The sequence below is a fragment of the Allobosea sp. AK1 genome (assembly GCF_006714945.1).
Lineage (GTDB): Bacteria > Pseudomonadota > Alphaproteobacteria > Rhizobiales > Beijerinckiaceae > Allobosea > Allobosea robiniae.
Window position 1 is genome coordinate 3659622 of the sequence record NZ_VFMG01000001.1, and the last position, 23527, is coordinate 3683148.

Annotated in this window: 19 protein-coding genes; 9 read left to right on the forward strand and 10 right to left on the reverse strand. The window is 66.5% G+C overall.

Annotated elements, in window-relative coordinates; genetic code table 11:
* Positions 1–129: 129 nt before the first annotated feature.
* The 7 genes from FHT98_RS17720 to FHT98_RS17750 all read left to right on the forward strand — a co-directional run bounded on the left by FHT98_RS17720 (position 130) and on the right by FHT98_RS17750 (position 7106).
* A complete protein-coding gene (locus tag FHT98_RS17720; RefSeq protein ID WP_061965353.1) occupies positions 130–1107 on the forward strand; it encodes an ABC transporter permease in 978 nt (325 codons plus the stop codon).
* Positions 1104–1940 (forward strand): ABC transporter permease, encoded by an 837-nt coding sequence (locus FHT98_RS17725; protein WP_061965351.1) that lies wholly within the window; start codon positions 1104–1106, stop codon positions 1938–1940. Before FHT98_RS17720 ends, FHT98_RS17725 begins: the two co-directional genes overlap by 4 nt.
* Positions 1937–3544 carry an ABC transporter ATP-binding protein gene (locus FHT98_RS17730; RefSeq protein ID WP_142114782.1) on the forward strand — a complete coding sequence of 536 codons (1608 nt, stop codon included), beginning with the start codon at positions 1937–1939 and terminating at the stop codon, positions 3542–3544. The genes FHT98_RS17725 and FHT98_RS17730 overlap by 4 nt, the downstream gene beginning before the upstream one ends.
* 129 nt (positions 3545–3673) lie before the next feature.
* Positions 3674–4963: an ArgE/DapE family deacylase gene (locus FHT98_RS17735; RefSeq protein ID WP_142114783.1), complete on the forward strand. Its 1290-nt coding sequence runs from the start codon at positions 3674–3676 to the stop codon at positions 4961–4963.
* Positions 4960–5844 carry a DMT family transporter gene (locus FHT98_RS17740; RefSeq protein ID WP_185745203.1) on the forward strand — a complete coding sequence of 295 codons (885 nt, stop codon included), beginning with the start codon at positions 4960–4962 and terminating at the stop codon, positions 5842–5844. The genes FHT98_RS17735 and FHT98_RS17740 overlap by 4 nt, the downstream gene beginning before the upstream one ends.
* A gap of 178 nt (positions 5845–6022) precedes the next feature.
* Positions 6023–6616, forward strand: a complete 594-nt coding sequence (locus tag FHT98_RS17745; protein ID WP_142114785.1) for an ankyrin repeat domain-containing protein — start codon at positions 6023–6025, stop codon at positions 6614–6616.
* Between the two features lie 16 nt (positions 6617–6632).
* Positions 6633–7106 carry a nucleoside deaminase gene (locus FHT98_RS17750; RefSeq protein ID WP_091856079.1) on the forward strand — a complete coding sequence of 158 codons (474 nt, stop codon included), beginning with the start codon at positions 6633–6635 and terminating at the stop codon, positions 7104–7106.
* Positions 7107–7469: 363 nt separating this feature from the next.
* Here FHT98_RS17750 and FHT98_RS17760 read toward each other — a convergent pair whose 3' ends face one another.
* The gene (locus tag FHT98_RS17760; RefSeq protein WP_185745204.1) at positions 7470–8612 is read right to left on the reverse strand and encodes an ABC transporter substrate-binding protein; all 1143 of its coding nucleotides are present in this window, start codon (positions 8610–8612) and stop codon (positions 7470–7472) included.
* 5 nt (positions 8613–8617) lie between these two features.
* The gene (locus tag FHT98_RS17765; protein WP_142114787.1) at positions 8618–10846 is read right to left on the reverse strand and encodes a TonB-dependent siderophore receptor; all 2229 of its coding nucleotides are present in this window, start codon (positions 10844–10846) and stop codon (positions 8618–8620) included.
* A 146-nt stretch (positions 10847–10992) separates the two neighbouring features.
* Between FHT98_RS17765 and FHT98_RS17770 the strand changes: the two genes are divergently transcribed.
* A complete protein-coding gene (locus FHT98_RS17770; protein ID WP_248309336.1) occupies positions 10993–11844 on the forward strand; it encodes an AraC family transcriptional regulator in 852 nt (283 codons plus the stop codon).
* Between the two features lie 48 nt (positions 11845–11892).
* On the opposite strand, the gene hydA is transcribed toward FHT98_RS17770, so the two are convergent.
* Genes hydA through FHT98_RS17800 form a run of 6 tightly spaced genes read right to left on the reverse strand, consistent with a single transcriptional unit; the run spans position 11893 to position 17036 of the window.
* A complete protein-coding gene (gene hydA, locus FHT98_RS17775; protein ID WP_142114788.1) occupies positions 11893–13335 on the reverse strand; it encodes a dihydropyrimidinase in 1443 nt (480 codons plus the stop codon).
* 6 nt (positions 13336–13341) lie between these two features.
* Entirely contained in the window at positions 13342–14121 is a 780-nt protein-coding gene (locus tag FHT98_RS17780) for a GntR family transcriptional regulator (protein ID WP_142114789.1), read from the reverse strand.
* Positions 14118–14771, reverse strand: coding sequence for an amino acid ABC transporter permease (locus FHT98_RS17785; RefSeq protein WP_142114790.1), 654 nt, complete (start codon positions 14769–14771; stop codon positions 14118–14120). The genes FHT98_RS17780 and FHT98_RS17785 overlap by 4 nt, the downstream gene beginning before the upstream one ends.
* 5 nt (positions 14772–14776) lie before the next feature.
* The gene (locus FHT98_RS17790; RefSeq protein WP_091856072.1) at positions 14777–15448 is read right to left on the reverse strand and encodes an amino acid ABC transporter permease; all 672 of its coding nucleotides are present in this window, start codon (positions 15446–15448) and stop codon (positions 14777–14779) included.
* Positions 15449–15450: 2 nt separating this feature from the next.
* Positions 15451–16212, reverse strand: coding sequence for an amino acid ABC transporter ATP-binding protein (locus FHT98_RS17795; protein ID WP_142114791.1), 762 nt, complete (start codon positions 16210–16212; stop codon positions 15451–15453).
* Positions 16212–17036 (reverse strand): substrate-binding periplasmic protein, encoded by an 825-nt coding sequence (locus tag FHT98_RS17800; RefSeq protein WP_185745205.1) that lies wholly within the window; start codon positions 17034–17036, stop codon positions 16212–16214. Before FHT98_RS17800 ends, FHT98_RS17795 begins: the two co-directional genes overlap by 1 nt.
* Positions 17037–17181: 145 nt before the next feature.
* Here FHT98_RS17800 and FHT98_RS17805 point away from each other — a divergent pair, with 145 nt between their 5' ends.
* Complete coding sequence (locus FHT98_RS17805; protein ID WP_142114792.1) at positions 17182–18249, forward strand: NAD/NADP octopine/nopaline dehydrogenase family protein; 1068 nt, start codon at positions 17182–17184, stop codon at positions 18247–18249.
* A 90-nt stretch (positions 18250–18339) separates the two neighbouring features.
* On the opposite strand, the gene FHT98_RS17810 is transcribed toward FHT98_RS17805, so the two are convergent.
* Positions 18340–22476, reverse strand: coding sequence for an autotransporter outer membrane beta-barrel domain-containing protein (locus tag FHT98_RS17810; protein ID WP_185745206.1), 4137 nt, complete (start codon positions 22474–22476; stop codon positions 18340–18342).
* A 258-nt stretch (positions 22477–22734) separates the two neighbouring features.
* Positions 22735–23337, reverse strand: coding sequence for a hypothetical protein (locus FHT98_RS17820; RefSeq protein WP_061965318.1), 603 nt, complete (start codon positions 23335–23337; stop codon positions 22735–22737).
* Positions 23338–23527 lie beyond the last annotated feature (190 nt).

The following is a 23527-nucleotide window of genomic DNA, read 5'->3' on the forward strand; positions in this document are numbered from 1 at the left end:
GAAGCGGCGATCCGGGATCGTATCGGGGTTAGCCCATAAGGCCGCCCTATCCTGATGACGGTCCCGCGTCTGCGCAGCGGCACTTCGCGCCGCGGCGCGCGTGGGATGACAGCTTCACGAAAGTCCTGAATGAACCTCGCGCAATTCCTCGCCGGCCGGCTCGTGAAGGGGATCATCGTCCTCTTCGCGATCGCGATCCTGAATTTCCTGCTGATCCGGGCGGCACCCGGCGACCCCGCGCAGGTGCTTGCCGGCGAGGCCGGCGCTGCGGACGCGCAGCTCCTCGAACAATTGCGCGCCCGCTTCGGTCTCGACCAGCCCTTCCTGACCCAGCTCTGGATCTACCTGAAGGGCTATCTCACCTTCGATCTCGGCTTCAGCTATCGCCAGCAGCAGCCGGTGCTGAGCCTGATCATGGAGCGCCTGCCGGCGACGCTGCTTTTGACCGGCGCGGCCTTCCTCGTCTCGCTCGTCGTCGGCACGGCGATGGGCGCGCTCGCCGCGCGCCGGGCCGGCAAATGGTCGGACAGCCTGATCACCACGCTGGCGCTGATGTTCTATGCCACGCCATTGTTCTGGGTCGCGCTGATGAGCCAGATCGTCTTCGCGCTGAAGCTCGGACTCGTGCCCAATGTCGGCTACGAGACCATCGGCGCGAACTATACCGGTCTCGCCCGCGCGCTCGATATCGGCCAGCATCTCGTCCTGCCTGCGCTGACGCTCGGCCTGTTCTTCACCGCGCTCTATGCCCGGATGATGCGCGCCTCGATGCTGGAGGTGGCTGGCGCCGATTTCGTCAAGACGGCGCGCGCCAAGGGCGTCTCGCAATCCCGCGTTTGGCGGCGGCACGTCGCCCGCAACGCCATCCTGCCGGTGGTGACGCTGGCGGGATTGCAGGCAGGCCAGCTCGTCGGCGGCGCGGTCCTGACCGAAACCGTCTTCGCCTGGCCGGGCATCGGGCGCCTGATGTTCGATGCGCTGGTCCAGCGCGACTATTCCGTCCTGCTCGGCGTCTTCTTCGTCTCCTCGGCGATGGTCGTCTGCTTCAACATCGCGACCGATCTGGTCTACCGGATCGTCGATCCGCGCATCGAGGCGCACGCATGAACTTCCTCAAGCGCTTCATCCGCAATCGCGGCGCGGTCATCGGCATCGTTATCCTGCTTGCCGTCATCGCCTTCGCGATCCTGGCGCCGACGCTCTATCCGCAATCGCCCTGGCGTCCCGTGGCTCGGCCCTTCCTCGCGCCCTTCACCATGGAGCGCTTCCCGCTCGGCACCGACACGCTCGGCCGCAACCTCGCCTCCGGCCTCGTCCATGGCGCCCGCGTCTCGCTGATGATCGGGGTGGTCTCGACCCTGGTCGCGCTGGTGATCGGCGTGCCGCTCGGTGCCGTCGCCGGCTATGCCGGCGGCTTCGTCGATGACGCGCTGATGCGCTTCACCGAATTCTTCCAGACCATTCCCTCCTTCGCGCTTGCCATCGTGCTGGTCGCGATCCTGCAGCCGCAGCTCGGCTCGATCGTGCTCGCGATCGGCGTGGTCAGTTGGCCACCGGTGGCGCGGCTGGTGCGCGGGGAGGTGCTCTCACTGCGAAGTCGCGAATATGTCCAGGCGGCCGTCACCATCGGCCAGTCGACGCCGCGGATCATCTTCAGCCAGGTCCTGCCCAACACCATCGCGCCGATCATCGTCATGGGCTCGCTGATGATCGGCTCGGCGATCCTGCTCGAATCCTCGCTCTCCTTCCTCGGGCTGGGCGACCCCAACCTGATGAGCTGGGGCTATATGGTCGGCGCCGGCCGCACGCGCCTGCTCGACGCCTGGTGGATCTCGTTCTTCCCCGGCTTCGCGATCTTCCTGACGGTGCTCGCGCTCAACCTCGCCGGCGAGGGGCTGAACGATGCCTTGAACCCGCGTCTGGCCAGGGGGCGCGAATGACCGCTCCCGTGCTCTCCATCGAAGGCCTGACGCTGGCGCTGCCCGCGATGGCCGACCGTGCCCATGCTGTCGAGAATGTCACGTTGACCATCCAGCCCGGCGAGACGCTCTGCGTCGTCGGCGAATCCGGCTCCGGCAAGTCGATGATCGCCCATGCCGTGATGGGCCTGCTGCCCAAGGCGGTGAAGCCGGTCGCCGGCCATATCAAACTCGCCGGCCGCGACATCCTCGCCCTCGACGAACAGGCGATGCAGGAGGTGCGCGGTCGCGAGGTCGGCATGATCTTCCAGGAGCCGATGACCTCGCTGAACCCGGTCATGCGCATTTCCGACCAGATCGTCGAGACCTTCGAGGCCCATGGCCTGCACGACAAGGCGACGCGCCGGGCCCGCGCCATCGAGCTCCTGACCGAGGTCGGGCTGCCCGATCCGCCCCGCCTCGCCAAGGCCTATCCGCACGAGCTCTCCGGCGGCCAGCGCCAGCGTGTGATGATCGCGATGGCACTCGCGCTCGAACCCAAGCTCCTGATCGCCGACGAGCCGACCACTGCGCTCGACGTCACCACGCAGGCGCAGATCCTCAAGCTGATCGACAACCTGCGCCACCGCCACGGCACGGCCGTGCTCTTCATCACCCATGACATGGGCGTGGTCGCCGAGATCGCCGACCGCATCGCCGTGCTGGAGAAGGGCGTGCTGGTCGAGGAGGGCACGGCCGATCAGGTGCTCGGCTCTTCCACCCATCCCTATACCCAGAAGCTGCTCGCCGCCGTGCCGTCGCTGACCCCCGCCGTGCTGCCGCCGCTGCCGGACACCGCGCCGGTGATCAGCGTAGAAGGGCTCGGCAAGACCTATCGCAAGCGTTCGCTTTTCGGCGTCGCGCGCGAGGTCAAGGCGGCTGACGATATCTCCTTCGCGCTCGTCCGTGGCGAGACGCTCGGCCTCGTCGGCGAATCCGGCTCGGGCAAGTCGACCGTCGGGCGCTGCTGCCTGCGCCTGATCGAGCCGGACCGGGGCCGCATCGCGCTCGGCGATCTCGTCCTTTCCGAACTGAAACCCGCCGAACTGCGCCGCCAGCGCAAGCGCATCCAGATGGTCTTCCAGGACCCGTTCGCCTCGCTCAATCCGCGCCAGACCGTCGGCCGCATCATCTCGGACGGCCCCGTCGCCCACGGCACTCCGCGCAAGGAGGCCTTGGCGCGGGCGAAGCAATTGCTGGAGCTCGTCGGCCTCTCCGCCAACGCCATTGACCGCTACCCGCATGAATTCTCCGGCGGCCAGCGCCAGCGCGTCGGCATCGCAAGGGCGTTGGCGCTCGAACCGGACGTGCTGGTGGCGGACGAGGCGGTCTCGGCGCTCGACGTTTCTGTGCAGGCCCAGATCCTCAAGCTGATCAAGGACATCCAGAGCCGGCTCGGCCTCGCCATCCTCTTCGTCACGCATGATTTGCGCGTCGCCGCGCAGATCTGCGACCGCATCGCGGTGATGCAACGCGGGCGCATCGTCGAGAGCGGGCCGACAGCCGCGATCTTCGCCGACCCGCAGCACGCGTATACGCGGCAACTGCTGGCGGCGGTGCCGGGCGGCGGGCGCTTCGGGCACTAATGGGGCAGCGCTCCGCGTCATGGTCGGGCTTGTCCCGCCATCCACGTCTTTCCCTTCATCCATGTCGTAAGGCGTGGATGCTCGGCACAAGGCCGAGCATGACGGATTCGGCCTAAGGAGATCTGCCCCATGCCTCTCGATCCCGCCTTGCGCGAAAAAATCCTCGCTGCCGTCGAGGCGGGCTTCGACGAGCAGGTCGCCTATACGCAGGAACTCGTCCGCTTCGCCTCGACCCGCGGGCAGGAGCATACGGTCCAGGACTTCATCTTCCGGGCGATGAAGCAGCGCGGCTTCACCATGGATCGCTTTGCCATGGATAAGGAGGCGATCGCGGCCCATCCCGGCGGTGCTCCCTTCTCCGAGACGCATTCGGAAGCTCCGATCGTCGTCGGCATCCATCGCCCCCGCGAGGAGAAGGGCCGCTCGCTGATCCTGCAGGCGCATGTCGACGTCGTCCCGGCCGGCCCTGCCGATCAATGGAAACATGCTCCCTTCGACCCCGTTATCGAGGGCGACTGGATGTATGGCCGCGGCAGCGCCGACATGAAGGCTGGCTCCGCCGCCAATCTCTTCTGCCTGGATGCGCTGCGCCGTATCGGCATGCAGCCGGCGGCGACGGTCTATGTCGAATCCGTCGTCGAGGAGGAATCGACAGGGAATGGCGCGCTGATGACGCATTTGCGCGGTTACCGCGCCGAGGCCGCGCTGATCCCCGAGCCGGAATACGAGATGCTGGCTCGCGCCAATGCCGGCGTGCTCTGGTTCCAGTTCGAGGTGCGCGGCATCCCCGCCCATGTCCGCGAGATGGGCACTGGCGCCAACGCGATCGATGCCGCCTACCGGGTTGTCGGGGCGCTGCGCAAGCTCGAGGAGCAGTTCAATCTCGAGAAGGCCGGTCGCGAGCATTTCGAGAATGACCCGCATCCGATCAACCTGAATATCGGCAAGATCGAAGGCGGCGACTGGGCCTCTTCCGTGCCGTGCTGGTGCCGGGTCGACTGCCGCGTTGGACTCTATCCCGGCGTTACCGCCAAGGAGACGGCGCAGCGCATCGAGGACTGTATCCGCGAGGCTGCGCGCGCCGATTCCTTCCTCGCGAACAATCCGCCGAAGGTCACCTTCAACGGCTTCTGGGCCGAGGGCTATGTGCTGGAGCCCGGCAGCGAAGCCGAGGCCGTGCTCGCACGCGCCCATGAGGCAGCACTCGGCAAGCCCTTGAAGAGCTTCATGACGGCGGCCTATCTCGATACCCGCGTCCACGCGCTCTACGACAAGATCCCCGCGCTCTGCTACGGCCCGATGGGCGAGAACATCCACGCCTTCGACGAGCGCGTCAGCCTCGCTTCGGTGAAGCGCATCACCGGAGCCATGGCGCTTTTCGTGGCCGAGTGGTGCGGGCTCGAAAGCATCGAGGGGTGAGCGAGGGCAAGCCGGGCAGGGCGTTGCTGCTTGTCCCGCTGCTTGGGCTGCTCTGGGGTTTCAACTGGCCGGCGGTGCGGATATCGCTGACCGAGATCGCGCCCTGGACCTTGCGCGCCGCCGGGATGAGCTTCGCCGGCCTCGTCCTTGTCGCGGTCGCTCTCACGCGCGGCGTCCCGCTCGCGGTGCCGCGCGCGCAGTGGTTGCGGTTGGTCGTTGCCGGCTTCCTGTCGATCGCGGCTTTCAACGTGCTGCTCGCCTTCGCGCAGCTCGCCGCGCCGACCTCGCGCGCCGCGATCCTGACCTTCACCATGCCGATCTGGGCGACGCTGCTCGCCCGCTTCGCGCTGGGTGAGGCCTTCGACGGCAGGCGCCTCGCCGGGCTCGCGCTCGGCATCGCCGGGCTCATCTGCCTCGGCCTGCCACTGATCCTCGCCGGGCAGCTTTCCTTCGGCTTGATGCTGGCGCTACTCGCGGCGGTGAGCTGGGCGCTCGGCACGATCGTGACCAAGCGCTGGCCGGTCTCCGCTCCGGCGCTGACGATCGCCGCCTGGCAATTATTGATCGGCGGGCTCGTCGCCGGCATCGGCATGCTCGTCTTCGAGGGCCTGCCCGTGCCGAAGCTGCTCTCGTCGCGCGTGCTGACGGCGTTGAGTTTCCACATCATCGGCGCGCAGGCACTGGCCTATTTCCTCTGGTTCACGGTGGTGGCGCGCCTGCCGGCTGGGATCGCGAGCTTGGGCACGCTGATGGTGCCGGCGGTCGGCGTGCTCGGTTCGGTGCTGCTGCTTGCCGAGCGGCCGACGCCGACCGATTGGTTCGGCCTCGCTTTGGTGATCGCAGCTTCCGGCGCGATCCTGGTTCCGGCCCGGCGGCCATGAGCCCAGGTGCCATGTCCGATGTCTCCGGCTATCTTTCCCGTCGAAGCGCGTCGGGTCGGGTCTACCGGAACGGCGTCGGTCGCAGTCCAGGGAGACGGAATTGCCCCGATTTTCGCCGATCCTGGCCTTTGTTGTTCTCCTGCTGGCCTTCGGCCCGCAGACAGTATCCGGACAAGTCATGACCGAAACCAGATTGCACGCCGCTGCGGCCAGGGATGATGTCGCCACGATCAAGCGGCTGCTCGTCGAGGGCGCAGTCATCGACTCACGCGACGCGCGCGGCCGGACAGCCTTGCTGATCGCGACCCATGAGAACCGCGTCGACGCCGCCCGTGCCCTGATCGAGGCCGGCGCCGATGTCAACGCCAAGGACGGGATGAACGACAGCCCCTATCTCTATGCCGGCGCGCGCGGCCACCTCGCCATCCTCAAGCTGACGCTGGAGCATGGCGCGGACCTGAAGAGTACCAATCGCTATGGCGGCACGGCGCTGATCCCGGCCTGCGAGCGTGGCCATGTCGAGACGGTCCGCACCCTGATCGCGGCCGGCGTTGCGGTCGATCACATCAACAATCTCGGCTGGACCGGGCTTTTGGAGGCGATCATCCTGAGCGATGGCGGCGACAGGCACCAGCAGATCGTCAAGGACCTGCTTGCGGCCGGTGCGAATGTGAACCTGGCCGACCGCGACGGCGTGACCCCGCTCCAGCACGCCCGCAGCCGCGGTCAGACCGGGATGCAGCAGATCCTGCTCGCGGCCGGGGGGCGTTGAACTGAAGGGTGCGATCATGAATCAGGCACAGAGGTTTCTCTGCGAGGCGATCGAACTTGCGCGGTCCAATATGGACAAGGGCGGCCGGCCCTTCGGGGCCGTGATCGTCCGGGAGGGCGAGGTGATCGCGACCGGCGTCAACGAGATCGTCGCGACCAACGACCCGACCGCCCATGCCGAGCTGACCGCCTTGCGCGCGGCGAGCCGCAAGCTGGCTTCGCCGAGCCTCGCCGGCTGCGTGGTCTATGCCAGCGGCCATCCTTGCCCGATGTGCATGGCGGCGATGCGGATCTCCGGCGTCAGCGAGGTCTACTATGCCTATTCCAACGATGACGGCGCGCCCTATGGCCTGTCGAGCGCGGCGGTCTATGCCGATCTGGCAAAGCCCTTCGCCGAGCAGTCGATGAAGATCGCCTATAGTCCGGTTCGCCTCGAAGGCGGGCCCGATCTCTATGCCGAATGGAAGCGGCGTCAGGCAGGGCCGACCTGAGGCCATGGCTCCCCGCGGTCGGGCGCCCTGAAGCGGTCTAGCGGAGTTTCGCGATCCCGATTCCGTCGCGTTTTGCGCGGTCCTTGATGGACTCTTCGCTGCGTGTCATCGCTCTCGCGATCGCCTTCAGGGCCATGCCCTTTCCGGCCAGCAACCTCAGCTTCTGGAGTTCCTCAGCTGTCCAGGGTTGGCGATGCCGTTCAAATCGCTCGGTCACAATCCACTCCGCTTTGCGGTCGCACCTGATCGGTCGACCTATAGTGGCATGAGCGAGCCGATTGATCGATATGTGCTGCCAGCGACGGTCGATCAGTGTACCTGACGCGAAGGCTGGAACGGAGTCCATCCGCTCGCCGCGATGGCTCACCGCCGAGGGGCATGGTCTCCGGCGGAGATCCAGAATGTTCCCTCCAGCGGTGCTGCCAGGAACCGGCTGTTGATCTCGCGCAGCGTGGCGTCCAGGTCGATATCGGCGAAGAGTCCTGGGTGCTGCCATTTTGCCAGGGCCTCGATTGCAACGACATGCGCGGGCGTATGGACGAAGAGGTGCCAGAGGCCATGGGCGCGGCCCTGCGCGACTGCATCCAGAGCCGCGAGGTCGCGAGCTTCCAGGCGTTTGGCGAAACTGCGAGCGGCTTTCTCGGCCGACACGGCGGGGCCAAGCGCGAAGGCTTCGGCGTCGGCATTGTCGGAGGTCGTGGTCGCGACGTAGACCTTGGGATTGCGCGTCAGGACGAACTCCAGGCTGAGTTGTCCGACCGCGCCGGGAATCTTCTCCGTGCCGATGTTATCGCCCCCGGCCAGACGAATGAAGCCGTCGATCGTGCCGGGGCCGGCGGAAAAGCAGCATTCGGGCCTTGCCGCGAAAGCATGCAGGAAAACCGAAGGACGCTCGGCCGTATTCTTGGCCAGCCGTGTCGCGATACGGTCCAGATGCTCGCGATAGAAGGCGATGAACGCTTCCGCCTGCGCCTCGCGCCCGATGAGCTTGCCGAGGATGCGCAGGCTCGGCTCCGTGCTCTTCAGGGGGGCGAGGAAGAAATCCACGATGGCGACCTGGATGCCCGCCGCCTCCAGCTTTGCGATGCCCGGGGCGGCGTCGGAGCCGTAGCGATAGGCGTCGAAACGGCTGAGCAGGACGAGATCCGGCTGGCGCGCGATGATCGTTTCGATGCCGATGGCCTCGAAGGAGCCACGGCCGACGACCGGAACCCGTTCGATCGCCGGAAACCGGCCGCGCAGGATCGCAGGCTGGATCGCATTGGCGCCGCCCTCCGCCCAGCCTGCGAGCAGGCTGACGGGATCGGGATGCAGCAGCGACAGCGCATCAAGGCTGACCCAGGCGCCGAGCACGATCCGCTTCGCCGGCTCCTTGAGAACCACCTCGCGGCCGGCGAGATCGGTGACGCGGATGTCCTTCGCCGCGGCCGGCGCAGCAAGCAGCAGCGAGAGGGCGAGGCCGACCAGCGCGACCCCGCGCCTCCCAAGTCCGGTCGCGCGGTTCATGATCCTCACCAGCGATAGCTCAGCGTTGCCAGCACCGTGCGGCGCGAGCCCAACGTGCAGCCCGGGACGTTGCCGCATTGCGAGACGTAGTAGCGGTCGAACAGGTTCTTGGCGACGACCGACAGCTTGGCGCCGTTCAAGGCCGGCATCAGCTTGCCGAGATCGTAACCGATGGTGGCGTCGACCAGCGTATAGGACGGGATGCGCACGGTGTTGTTGGTGTCGTAGGTGCTGCCGACGAACCTGACGCCGCCGCCAAGCGACAGGCCGGCAAAGGGGCCGCCCTGGATCGCATAGTCGGCCCAGAGCGAGCCCTGATGCATCGGTGTGCCCGGCAGCCGCTTGCCGATATCGGTTGCGATCGAGCTCTTGGTGATCTCGTGGTCGAGGAAAGCATAGGAGGCGATCAGCCCGAGGCCTTCGGTCAGCTGCGCCTTGGCCTCGACGTCGAAGCCGCGCACGGAAACCTCTCCGAGCTGCACCTGCGCGAAGGGATGTGCCGGGTTCGGATCGCCCGTCAGCGTATTGTCCTGGCGAATGTCGAACACCGCGGCGGTGAGGGAGGCATTCATCCATGCCGGCTGATATTTGACGCCGGCCTCGTATTGCCGGGAGGTCAGCGGCTTGAAGGCCGCGCCGGAAAAGTCGGTCGCCGCCGTCGGCTGGAACGACGTGGAAACGCTGACATAGGGTGCGATGCCGTTGTCGAAGACGTAGCTCAATCCGGCACGGCCGCTGAAGGCGCGGTCCGTCGTCGAGGTGCGGGTCAGCGTATTGGTCGTCAGGGTCTGCGTGCGCGTCCGGGTCTCGGCGATGTCGTAGCGGCCGGAGAAGGTCGCGATCCAGCGGTCGAACTTGATCTGGTCCTGTGCATAGAAGCCGAGCTGGCGCAGTTCCGCATCCTTGCGCTGGAAGTTGATGCCGGGATCGGCGACGGACGCGCCATAGACCGGGTTGAAGATCTGGATCGCGGGGGCCGGGCCGCGGCCGACATCGTACTGGCTGATCTCGTTGCGGTAATCGAGGCCGATGAGCGCGGTATGCGACAGCGGGCCGGTGCCGAATTTGGCCTCCAGCCGGTTGTCGAGCGTGAAGGCGCGCGCCGCGGCGTCGATGCGGAAGGCGGCGCGGTTCAGCGTGCGGTTGTCGGCCAGCAATTCGCCGTTGCGGTTGAGCGCCCGCAGATAGACGTCGTTCTGGGTGTAGCGCAGGTTCTGGCTGAAGATCAGGCTGTCGTTGAAGCGATGCTCGAAGGCATAGCCGATCGAGCCCTGGTCGCGCTCGAAGCGGTCGAAACCCGGCTCGCCGGCATAGCGGTTCCAGGGCAGGCGACCATTGACGGGATTGGGGTGGAGCGTGCCGGAGGTCGGCAGGTAATTGAAGCTGGTCTTGCCGTTGCGCTCGCGCAGGTACTGGCCCATCACCGTCAGCGTGGTGTCGGCGGTCGGGCGCCAGGTGAAGGCGGGTGCGATGAAGAGCCGGTCGTCGTCGACGAAGTCGGTCTGCGTTCCGGAATTCCGCGCGAGCCCGGTCAGGCGATACAGGAAGGTGCCTTGCGGGTCGACCGGCCCCGATAGGTCGAAAGCCCCCTGAAGGCGTCCGAAACTGCCGGTCTGGAGTTGCAATTCGCGCAGCGGCGTGGCGGTAGGCCGCTTGCTGATCATGTTGACGAGGCCGCCCGGGCCGCTCTGGCCGTAGAGCACGGAGGAAGGGCCCTTGAGAACCTCGACGCGCTCCAGCCCATAGGGCTCGACGACCGAGGTCGTCCAATCGGCCGTGGCCGCGCCGTCGGGCAGGCGCAATCCGTCGAGGAAGAGATCGCCCTTGAAGCCGCGGATCTGCGTGTAGCTGTCGAATTGCGAGGCGGCTCCATAGGTCTCGCCGCGAACGCCTGCGGTGTAACGCAAGGACTCGCTCACGCTCTGGGCCCCTTGCGCGCGGATCTGGTCGGCCGTGACGACGTTGACGGTCTGCGGCACTTCGATGAGCGGCGTGTCGGTCTTGCTGCCGGTGGCGCTGCGGGTCGCGACATAGCCATTGACCGGGCCGAGGGCCTGCTCGCGGGTGCCTTGCACCTCGATGGTGTCGAGGCGGATCGCCGGCTCGCTCGGCTGGGCCGAGGCGCCCGTAGCAAGCGCAACGAACAGCGCCGGCAGTGAAATTTGTGACAGGGCACAGGCGCGAACGCTTCTTTGTATCGCGGTGAAGCGCCGGAATACGGTGGTGTATAGCATACGTGTCGTCGGCCCTGGATCTGAATTTAATCTATGTTTCTTGACGAATATCCTTGCGTCGATCTAGTTTGAACTGATTATAAACTAGCTCGACTGCTCTTGAATTATAGCTGCGATCCTTCTACGGACGTGGATCATAATTGACCGTGTCCGGGTCAAATTTGGTCGCACTCATGCGCGTTCGGGAAAAACCACCGAGTTCGGATCAAGCGGGTCCGCAGACCGTCGACAGATTGTGGTTGAGCGAGGAAACGCCTCGTCCGGTCACGGTCCTGCACCAGTCGTTTCTCAACGGCGCCCGCACACGCTGGCACAGCCATCGCCGCATTGAGCTGCTGCATGCCTCCGGCGGGCTGCTCCTGCTCCATACGGAGATCGGCACCTGGACGGTCCCGTCGGGCTATGCGCTCCTCGTGCCGGCCGACCTGCCGCATGAGCTGGCGGCCTATGGCTGCTGCGAAATGCGGGCAGCTTTCTTCACCGACGAGGCGCTCGGCGATGCCGTTCCGCGCAGTTGTCGCGTGATCGCCGTCTCGGAATTGCTCGACGTCTCGCTGCGTGCCCTGGCGAGCGGGCCCTTGCTCTACGATCTCGGTGGCCGCGGCGGGCATCTTGCGGCGCTAATCGTCGACGAGATCCGTGAAGCCAGTGAGATCCAGATCGCGCTGCCGATGCCGCAGACGCCGCCCTTGCGGAAACTGGCTCGCGACATGATCCAGAAGCCGGCGCTTGCCCACGATCTGGATGGCTGGGCGGAGCAGGCCGGCGTCAGCCGCTCCACCTTCACGCGCCGCTTTCGCGGCGAGACCGGATTGAGCTTTGCGGAGTGGCGGCGGCGGTTACGCATGCTCCATACGCTGACGCTCCAGGCAAACGGCGTCCCCTTGCGGCAAGCGGCAGTGACCGCCGGCTACCGAAATGCCAATGCGCTGCGCGACATGATGCGCCGGACGCTGACGACGACGGTCTTGCCACCATCGCCGGAGCTGGACAGATGAAATTGTTCAGCCCGGCTTGAGGGGGGAATCAACGGGCCACTGACTGCCTCACCAGGCGAGGCCGAAGGCTTCCAGCTCCTTTTCCGCATCGGTCCGGTCCTGATGAGGGGCGGTCGCCGTCGCCGGCAGGAAACGGCCTCGCCCGCGTGTGCCGCAGAACTCGTGATAGCGGCTGATCACCTCGCCACGGCTCAGCGTGACCGCCGGCCAGGCGGTGACCTTCAGGCCTTCATAGGGAGTGAAGTCTACGTTGTGATGCATCATCGCGTTGTCGATGACGCGGTCGTAATTCTCGTCCCAGATGCACAGATCGGCGTCGGCTCCGATGGTGAGATCGCCCTTGCGCGGTGCCAGCCCGTAGATCCGTGCGGCATTGGTCGATGTCAGCTGGACGAATTCAGGCAGGCTGATCCGGCCTTCCTTGACGCATTGCGTGAACAGCAGCGGCATGCGGATCTCGACGCCGGGCACGCCGCTGGCGATCTTGTCGAAGCTCGCGCCGAAGCCGTTCGGGAATTTCTCGACCTCGTCGAACCTGTAGGGCGAGTGATCCGAGGAGAGTACGTCGATGCGCCCGTCGGCGACCGCGCGCCAGAGCTCGGCGCGGTTGGCGGCGTCGCGGATGGGCGGACTGAAGATGCCCTTGGCGCCTTCATGGCCGGGCTTGTCGAGCAGGCTGCCGTCGAGCGTCAGGTACTGGGTGCAGGTCTCGACGAAGAGCGTGGTGCCCTTCGCGCGGGAGAGCGCGACCACGTCGAGCGACCGGCCGGTCGAGACATGCACGATCATGGTCGGCACGTTGAACAGTTCGGCGTAGGCGCAGATCCGGAACACGGCCTCGGCCTCGGCGATGGTCGGGCGCGAGGCGAGATGGAACTTCGGCGCGACATGGCCCTGCGCCAGCAATTGCTGGGTCACATGGTCGATGATGTCGGTGTTCTCGCAATGGACCATGACCATGAAGCCGTGCCGGCGGGCGGCGGCGAAGACCGTGACGATGTCGCGGTCGGCGATCCCGACGGCGGCATAGGTCGTGAAGATCTTCAGCGAGCGCAGGCCATCGGCTGCGGCCTGAGCGAGATCGCGGTCGAAATCGGGATGGGAGGGGTCGGTGACGACGATGTGGAAATTATAGTCCAGGACCGACTTCCGCGCGCGCTCGTGATAGTCGGCCGCCGCCCAGGCGATCCCTTCGCCGCGATGCTGCGGGGCGAAGGGCAGGACCGTCGTCGTGCCGCCGCAGGCGGCCGAGACCGTTCCCGAATAGAAGTCGTCGGCATTGATCCGGCCCTGGCCCTTGCGCTGGTCGATATGGAGATGGCTGTCGACGCCGCCCGGCGTGACCAGCCGGCCAGCCGCGTCGATGATCTCCGGCGCCTTGTCGCCGATGGCGCCGAGCGCGGCGATCCGGCCGTCGCGGATGCCGATATCGGCGTTGAAGACGTCGCTGGAGCTGGCGCAGCGGGCATTGCGGATGACGAGATCGAACATGGAATTCTACCGGCTTGAGCTGACGAAGCGACCGCCCGGTCTGGGCACGAGATCGACGACGAGGCTGTAATTGGTCGGGTGGAAGATGCCGTCGATGACGATGAGCGGCCTGTCGGAGCGGTCGTAATAGAGGCGGCGCGAGGCGACCAGGGCCGTGCCTACGGGCACGCCGAGATTCGAGGCCTGCTCGGCATCTGCGACGATCGCGCCCAGAGTCTGCTGCCCGCGCTGGATCGCGAGCCCGGCCCGGCGCAAACGCACCACGGTCTGCTGCTCGCCTGGCGGCAACTCCGCGTCGTCGACGCGGGGCGAGACCGAGACGGGAATATGGGACGTGCCGATCATCAGCGGCTTGCCGGCCTGCAGGATGAGCGAACGATAGCGGGTCGCGGGCCCCCGGTCGGCCGGCGCGAACAGGGCAGCAATATCGGGCGCCGGCTCAACGTCGTCGATCGCCAATGTCCGGAAGCTCAGGCGCTCGTCGGCGATCAGGATATCGTCGAGATAGCCGCGCAGCCGCACGCTCTGGCCGACCTTGACGCGATCGTTGACATAGGTGCCGAGCCCCTGGAGCTTCATCACGACGCCGCCGGCCGAGAGCTCCTCCATCGCCTTGCGGATCGTCGCCCGGCTGACCCCGTAGCGGGCCTGCAGCTCCGTCTCCGAGGGAAGCTGCTCGCCGACCGGGAAGTCGCCGCGCTCGATCGCGCCCATGATGTCGGCCTGGATCTGCAGATGAAGCGGCACGGGCATGGCGTTTCCGGTGTTGCGGGGGGTGGTGTTCATGCCGGCTTGAAGGGTTGGCGCTTCTCGATCAGCGAAAGCAAGCGCACGAAGGGCCAGAATATCGCGAGATAGACCAGGGCGGCCATGAGCAGGGGCGTCGGATCATAAACCGCTCCTTGCGCGATTCGCGCGTTGCGCAGCAGTTCGGCGATCGCGACGACCGATGCAAGCGAGGTCGCCTTGGCGAGCTCGAGGACATTGCTGAGCAGGGGCGGGCGCACCTTCTTCAGCGCCTGGGGCAGGGCGACATAGGCGAGCACCTGAAAGCCGTTCAGGCCGGTCGCCTGCGCAGCCTCGTACTGGCCCTTCGGCACGGCCGCGAGCCCGGCCCGGACGATCTCGGCGAAATAGGCCGAGCCGTTCAGCGTCATCGCCAGGACGAAGGCCGGTATCTCCGGCAGGCGCATGCCCAGGAAGGGCAGGGCATAGAACACGAAGATGATCAGGACGAGCGGCGGGAAGGCGCGGAAGAAATCGATGTAGAGATAGGCGGCGAGCCGCGCCGGCCGCGACCTCGAATTCGCGACGATGGCGACCAGCGTGCCCACGCCGAAGGCCAGCGGCACGATCAGGATCGCGAGCAGGAGCGTGACCTTCAGCCCCGAGAGCAGGTAGGGAATGGTCAGCGCGACGGTGTCGGGGTGAAACATGGTGCCTACCTCTTCACCGCATAGCGGCTCTCGATGTGCCGGCTGAGCACGACCAGCGGCGCGAACACGGCCAGGTAGAACAGGGCGGCGACGGTGAGCGGCGTCGGGTTGGCATAGAGTGCCTGCTGGCTCGACGCCTGGTTCAGCAATTCCGAGACCGAGACGACGGAGGCCAGCGCCGTGTTCTTGGTGATGCTGATCGTCTTGTTGGTCAGCGGCGGGATGACCATCTGCACCGCCTGGTAGAGCACGATGTAGAACAGCGTCTGGGTGAAGGTCAGGCCGGTCGAGAGGCCGCCCTCCCATTGCCCCTTCGGGACCGAGGTGATGCCGGCCCAGAAGATCTCCTCGGAGAAGGCGGCGAGCACGAGGCCGAGCGTCAGCACCGTCGCCCAATAGGCGTCGATCCGGATCTCGTATTCCGGCAGCACGAAATAGATGCAGATCAGGATCACCAGCGCCGGCAGCGAACGCAGAATGTCGACGAAGGCGACGATCAGCAGGTTCAGCGCCGTGATGCCGTAGGCGCGGGCGCAGGCGAGTGCGAGCCCGAGCGACAGCCCGAACAGGATCGTCAGGGCGGACAACTGCAGCGTGACGAGGAAGCCCTGGAACAGGAAGGGCAGCACGGCGGCTGCTATGGTGCCGTCGAAGAAGAACTTGCCGATCTCGCCCATTTCTAGGCCTCCTTGCCGCGATAATTGCGCAGGAAGCTGCTGAGGCGCGGATTGATGGACTGGCGGAAGATCGCGTCGGGCGTCCCCTGCTCGACGATGACGCCTTCGTCCATGAAGATCACCCGGTCGGCGGCCTGCCGGGCGAAAGCCATCTCATGGGTCACGACCACCATGGTCTGGCCCTTCGCCTTCATCTCCTGCATCACCGCAAGGACCTCGCCGACGAGTTCGGGGTCGAGCGCGGAGGTCGGCTCGTCGAAGAGATAGAGCTTCGGCGCCATCGCCATCGAGCGCGCGATGGCGACGCGTTGCTGCTGGCCGCCCGAAAGCTCGGCCGGAAAGGCCTTGGCCTTGTGGCGCAGGCCGACCTGCTCGAGCGCTGCCAGCGCCCGCTCCGAGGCTTCCGCCGCCTTCAGCTTCAGCACCTTCGACAGGGCGAGGCTGACATTCCGCTCGGCCGTGAAATGCGGATAGAGATTGAAGGCCTGGAAGACCATGCCGATATCGCGCCGGATCTTGCTCAGGTTGACGCGCTTTCCGGTGATCTCGATATCGTCGAGGTGGATGGAGCCGGTTTGCGGCTCCTCCAGGCGATTGATGCAGCGCAGCAGCGTCGACTTGCCGGAGCCCGACGGGCCGATGATCGCGACCAGCTCGCCGGCGGCGACATCGAGGTCGATGCCCTTGAGGATCGGGACGGCACCGAAGCTCTTCTCGATCCCCCGCATCTTCAGCAGGGCCCTGGCAGGCGCGCTTGCGGCCATCACTTGCAATCCGGCTTGTGATAGCTGCGCTCGTAGCCTTCGAGCCCGATCGGGCCATAGCCGGCGAAGACCTTCATGCTGGAATCGGCCGGATCGGGCTGCTCACCGAACCATTTCTCGTGCAGGCCTTGCAGCGTGCCGTCGAGCTTCATGCATTCCAGCGCGTTCTCGACCTGGTTGCGCAATTCCCTGGCGTCCTTGCGGAAGCCGTAGCCGAGATCGTAGTCGACGAAGATTCGGTGCACGACCTTCATGCGGCGGTTCTTCGAGGCCGCGTACTGGCCGACATTGAGGTTGACCACATCGGCATCGGCGCGCTTGGCGATCACGGCCTGCAATGCGTCGCTGTCCTTGTCGTAGCGTTGGATCTTGTAGCCGTACTTGGCCTCGTTCGCCGTCGCCCAGGTATCGGTGAAGCTGCCGCTATTTGTCGCGAGCACCTTGCCGCGCAGGTCCTCGGGCTTGGTGATGCTGTCGTCGTCGGAGCGCGTGACCAGGCCGATCCCGCCGGTCAGGTAACCTTCGGTGAAGAGCAGCTGCGCTGCGCGCTCCTTGGTCATGGACATCGGGGCGACGATCATGTCGTAGCGCCCGGCGAAGAGGCCCGCGAAGATCGCGGAGAAATTGACGTCGACGACTTCGACACCGGTGCGGCCGATGCGCCGGGCGATGTCCTTCGCAACCTCGATCGAGAACCCTTCGATTTCGCCGGAAGGCTGGCGCATCGCCCACGGCGCATAGCCGACATCGGCCGCGATCTTCAGCGGTTCCGCTGCTGCGCCGGACAGGGTCGCAGCCAGGAGGCCGGCGGCGCCGGCTGCCAAGCTGATCTTCCTTCGCAACAGGAGAATGAAGTCTAACGTCATTGGATTTCCCCTCGTTTGATTGACATTATTTTGATGAACATTAAACGTACGGACGACCGGATGACAACATGATCATCCGTGATATGCAAGGGGGAGGCAGGGCATGGCGGTTCTGAACTACGCATTGATCGGGCTCGGCGGAGCAGGTGCGGGCTTTGCGGTCGCTGTCGCGGCGCGGGGTGCGCGCATTAGCGGATGGTATGACTGCGACGATGCGGTGCGTTCATCGACCGACATGGCCGGGGGGCTGTCCTTCGAGGGGCTGGGCGGGCAGGGGGCGGTTGCCCTGCCGAAAAGTGCGACGGATGGCGCTGCGGCCGTCGCCGGAGCGGATGTCGTCGTGGTCTCCACCACGGCTGACCGGCATGCAGCCGTGGCACGCGAGATTGCGCCCGGCCTCGCGCCCGGCCAGATGGTCGTGCTGCATTGCGGCTATGTCGGCGGTTCCAAGGTCTTCGCCGACGCACTGATTTCAGCAGGCAATCCCCAGGGCGTCGCGGTCTTCGAACTCAACAACACGCTGCATCTGGCCGGGAAGCTCAATCCATCGACCGTCGTGCTCAAGGGGCAGAAGCGCTGGCTCGAGCTCGCCGGCCTGCCCGAAGCGAAGGACAATCCGCATTACGCGGCCTTCCTCGAGCAGTTCCCGGAATTCACCTATTCCGCGAACGTGCTCGAAAGCGGCCTGAACAACCCGAACTGCATCGGCCACGTTCCCGCCTATATCGGCGGCGCGATGACGCTGGATCGCGACATGGGCGATCTGACGACCGGGATCCTGCATTTCGACGAGGCGCGCATGGGCCGGGTCAATGTCATCGCCGCCGCGCTGGAGCAGGAGCGCGATCAGGTCATGCGCGCGGCCGGGCTCACGCCGCTGCCGTCCGCCACCTTCTCCCAGCGGGCCTACCCGGCGGGAACGCGGTTGTTCGGCGCTATTCCACGCTTCGGGCCCAAGCTGCAGAAGCGCTTCCTGCATGAGGATGTGCCCTGCTCGCTCGTGCCGTTGGAAGTTCTCGGTCGTCGGGTTGGCGCCACGACGCCGTTGACGACCGCTCTGATCGCCATTGCGAACATTCTGGAGGCCGTCGATTTTCGGGCGATCGGCCGGGACGAGCGGGTTCTGTCGGCGGACTGGATGCGCATGCACTCCCCCGTCCTGCGCCAATAACAGGTCGGGAACTGAAGGCCGGCCAGCCTGGAACGATATCGGGCGCCGGTCGGCCTGCGCGATCTTGCGCCTGCACGACCATCGCTGCCTTCAGAAGCTGACTCTGATCCGGGCCGATCCACCGAGGCGGCTGCTGTTGGCGGAGAGCTCTCCGTCGAGGTTGAGGCCGAAGGTGACTCGTTCGGAGAGCCTGGCGTTGAGGCCGGCGCTGAGGAGGGCGCTGTTGCGGTCTGCCTCGGCCCCGGTCGCGGTGAAGCTCGCGCCCGGCAGCCCGATCAGGCTTGCGGTCAGATCCGCATCGCGCCGGAAATAATGCCCCCAGGCCGCCCGGACATAGCCCGTGACCGGAACCGAACCGAGCACGGTATCGGCATCGAGCTGCAGGCCGAGCTCGCTGCGGGCGGTGACGTCGCTGCGCCCGCCGAGTGCGAGTGCCCCGGCATTGGCGCCGGCCCAGTTTGCCTCGACTACCACAGGGCTATGCGCCCGGGTCGCCTGGATCGCCGCCAGCGGCGAGACCGTGAAGCCGTTCCAGCCGAGCAGCGCGGCACTCGCCTGCAACCTGCCGCTCCAGGCCGTCGTCGCATAGGAGGACGAGAGGCTCGAGCCCAGGGCCGGAATGCCGCGGCTGACATCATTCTCCAGCCGGGCATAGCTCAGCGCCCCGCCGAGCTTCACCAGGCCGAGCTGCGTCATGCCGTAGAGGCCGGCCTGGAACACGTCGGCGTCGATCTTGCCGATCAGGCCCGGCAGCGAGGCCCGCGCCTTGCCGCCCGAGACCGCGACGCCCGCCACTGTCCCCGGCAACAGCCGGATATCGATGCCCGTTGCGAGATGCGCGTCGTCGATCGTCCGCTTCGCCGAGCCGATCGCGGCGTCACCACCGGTGCGGCCATAGGAGCCATAGGCCGAGCCCCAGACCGAGTAGAACGGGGTGTCGAGGCGTGAGGGAAGGGCGGGTTCGTCGGCGCCCTTGCGCATGAGACCGGAGAACGCCGCTGTGCCCGGTCCGACGCCGGCACCATTCAGCCGCCCGGCCGCGAACGGGTCGAGCATGATACGCAGGAACTGGTCGGAGGCGAGGCTCGCCATCGCAGGCGCTGCGGTATGGATCTCGCCCGACAAGCTGTTCACCGCTGCCGGGATCGCGGCTGCCGGCAGGTTGTAGATCCCGAACAGCGTCGACGGATCGCCGCCATTCTCGACCGCCGTGTCGATCGAGCGCGCGATGGCATAGGCATTGCGCGGATGGGTCACGCCGAGCGTCGGCGAGCCCGGTGGCGAACCGGGATCCTCGGGCCCCTCGGGCGTGAGCGGCTTCGGCGCGAGCGTCAGCAGCACGTCATTGGTGGTGTAGCTCACCGTCGTGGTCACGCCGTCGCCGAAGGTTCCCGCCGTGTCGACCGGGCTGAAGGTGCCTGTTCGTCCTCCCGCCGCCGAGAGCAGCGTGTAGGCGCTGTTGAACGCATAGGCGCCGCCGAGCGGCGCCAGTCGCAACGTGCCTGCCAGTGCGGCCGTGCCGGTCACGTTGACGCGGTCCGCATTCGCGCCCTGGATTTCGGCGAGATAGGTCGAGCCGGGGTTGAAGGTCAGGTTCCCCCGCACCGCCAGCGTTCCGGGAGAGTTGCCCGGCGAAAGCGTCCCGCCGTTGATGATCGTCGTCGGGACCGTGCCCGAGCCGCCCAGCAGCGCGCCGGCCGCGACCGTCACACCCGAGGACGATGCGATCGAGCCGTTCACGATCAGCGAACCGCCGGTGACGACCGTCGCGCCCTCGTATGTGTTCACTCCGTTCAGGGTGAAGCTGCCGGTGCCGATCTTGGTCAGGGAGCCATCGCCGAAAACGCTGCCGATGGTGCCGCTGAAGACGGTGCTCGTGTTGTTCGCACCCGTTGTCAGCACCACTCCCAGGCCGGGGATCACACTCGTATCTGCCCCGCCAGCAAGCGAGCCGATCTGCTGGTCGAATAGTGTCTCGAACTGCGAGCCGGCCCCCGTCAGGCTGACCGACCCCGTGGGTGACAGGGCGTTGGGCTCGAAAACGACGAACCGAGAGCCGTTGGAGATGTTGATCGCGGTCGAGTTGCGGATGGACCCGCCCTGGCCAATTCTCAACGTCCCACCGACGACATTGGTCGGGCCGGAATAGGTGTTGGCCCCAAAGATATTGAGACCCGCCGATCCGGTCTTGGTCAGGCCGCCCGATCCGGAAATATCGCCCCTGAAGACGAAAAAGGCGCTGTTGTCGATGGTCAGCGTCGCCGCGCCCAGATTGACGGCCGTGCCGGCGTCCCCTTCCAGTCTCTTGACGGTCTGGTTGTAGCCGTCGAGGTCCCAGGTGCTGCTGCCCTGAAGACCGATGCCGGCTGAAGAGGCCAGCGCGTTGGCCGCCCCCATCCGCAGCGTGCCGGCATTGACGGTAGTCGTACCCGTATAGCTCTGCTCATTGGTCAGGGTGAGGGAGCCCCCTCCCGTCAACGTGAAGTTGCCATCCCCCGAGATGGTCCGGGAATAGATGCCGCCACCTCCCTGATTGAAGACGACACCGCGCGTGCCGGCTCCCGTCGCGAAGGTCAGGTTGCCGGCCATGCTGGAGGCGTTGCCGGTCAGCGTCCCCTCCCGGATCGACCAGTTCTGGTTGCCGGGGCCCGACAGCGTCCAGGTCGACGAACCCGTCTTCTCGTAGGCCGTGAAGCCGGTATGCGAGGCCACGAGATTGCCGATATTGACGCTGCCATCCGTGGCTCCGCCCAGCGCCAGCACATTGTTGGTGCCGCCGCCCTGAACCACGACATTGCCGTCGGTCGTCGAACCCGCCCGGATCTCGAAGCGGTTGTTGCTGCCGAAGAGCGCGACCGCATTGGCGCGCGTCACGCCGTCGCCGGAAAGTCCGCCCGCGATCGCCCCGGAATTGACGATCGAGATGCCGCCGCTCGCCGCACCGACGATGCCGACGCCGCCAACGCCGTGGCTGCTGGAAGCGGCAGTGCCGCCATTGCCGCCGGAAATCGTCCCGGCATTGTCCAGGCTTGCGGCCTGGCCGCTCCGGAAGACGATGCCGGCTCCTCCGTCCCCCGCGACATAGACTGGGTTGAGGTCGAACTGGTTCCCGCCCGCACCGCCCGTGATGCTGCCGCCCGCCATATTGGCGATCGAGCCGCCCCAGGCTTCCAGGCCGGCACCGCCTCGGCCGTAGCCAGTCCCACCTGCGTGCGAATCGCCTCCCTTGCCGCCTGTGATCGCGGCCCGATTGTCGATGATGCCGAGATTGCTCAGCACACCGGCACCGCCGGAGCCGGCCCAGGCGCCTGTCCCGCCCGCGCCGCCGGTGATCGAGCCGGCCTGATGGGACAAGCTGCCGCCATTGTACAGGAACAGTCCGGCGCCGCCGTGCCCGCTCTCATAATCGTCACCGCCCTGGCCGCCGGCGATGACGCTGGTGCCGCCCGCTCCGGCCGCGACGGTGATCGTGCCGCCGTTCAGCAGCACCAGCCCGGCGCCGCCGGCTCCGGCTCCCGCACCGATGCCGCCGCCAGCGCCGCCGCCGCCTGAGACAGCGAAGCCATTCGTATTCATGGCAACTCCGGCGCCGGTCAAGACGAGGCCGCCACCCCCACCCCCACCGCCGCCGCCGCCGGCAAGGGGCCCTCCCGAGGAACCGGCCGCCCCCGCGCCACCGGCATAGGCCGAGCCGAGCGACAGGGGGGAGGTCGTATTGAGGAGGTTGCCGCCGCCGCCGGTTCCGCCCACTCCGCCATTGCCGGGGAATCCGGGATCAAAGCCGCCAACACCGCCGCCGCCGCCGCCGCCGGCCGCCAGGTTATTGGGAGCGCCCGGCGCCCCGCCCGCTCCGCCAAGCCCGCCGACGTCATTGGCGCCGGCTCCCCCGGCCGAGGCTGATCCGCCGGGCGTCTGCGCGGCCGAACCGCCGTCGCTCCCAACAATGCCGAAGCCGCGGTCGCCACCACCGCCGCCGCCGCCGGCGATGCCGCCGCTCCCGAAGGAATAGCCCGCGCCGTTGCCGCCGCCCTGGGTGATCTGCTGCGCAGATGCGGCTTGCGGCCATTGCGGCAGTCCCGCGCCGAGCGACAAGGCGAGGGCCAGGCAGGTGCGGGACGTCGTCAGGCGCAGGCTGCTACGCCGCCGTGCAAGGGAACCGGAGACCGGGCCGATGGCTTCACCGGCAACAGCCGGAGACGCAGCATGCGATCCAGATGGGGAGGTCATCGGCGTCGTGGCGCTACGGGATGCGGGCGCGCATTTCGGCAAATCGCGGCTGCGAAGCGTCATCATTCCCCCTGCCGAGCGACCGGATCGGGAGCCCGTTCGTCACTCGTCTCGCGACATCGTCGGTTGGCGTTGCGCTCGGCGCCGCGTCGACGGTTCCGGCAACCGCCTGGCGAAGAACGAAGCAAGCCGATTCTCAGGTTAGATTTCTGCCTCCGGTCAGGCTACCGTTGAATTCAGTTGAATTCTGACAGATTCTTACGAAACCCCTGACGCTACGGCATGTTGTTTCGTATCAATCGGGGCGATAGCCGAGCTTTCGGAGAAATCGCCGCCGGATAATGCTGCAGCAGCCATGGTTGAACGCATGGCGGCTTGATACAAAGCTTCGGAATCATCGTCCACGTCGAATTTCAAGGCCGGATACGCGGGAAGATCCGGTGGTGGGTTGAAGTAAACCTGAGAGACGAAATGCAGGACCTCGGAGCCGTTCGTATCGCAGAGGCCATGCCGAAAGCAGAACCCTCCATCCGGGACCCGGCCACAGTAGCGGGCCGTGACATGCACGGCTCCATGCACCTTGTTCGACGCCGGTTGCGGCAATCCCGCCCCGGCGATCACCACGCTCCGGACCCGGCCTCGATGAACGCCGCACACCTCGCTGCGCCATTTCACCGCGGCGGATCGCGCCGCCATCCGCAACCAGGGCTCGGCGATGCCACCTCCCGCCTCGGCATCGCGCAACGGAAGGCGAGCCGGGACGAAGACCTCGTCGGTGGGCACCGACCAGCCGGCGGTCCAGCGATCAAGCAACCTGGACTTGAGGGCTTCGACGGCCCCGAACAGCACGCGAACATGCATCCGCAATCTCCCCCTTGTGAGAGCGGTGTCGGCAAGGTGTCTTTTCACGCGGCGATCGGGCCACTGCCCTGTGACCGTCGGTCAGTCTTGCCTCAGTCAGGGCGCCAAAAGTATTTTGTATTGGGTAAATCAAAATAGGGACGGATTTCTACCTATGAATTCGTTCAGATTCTGACGGAATCAAACATGA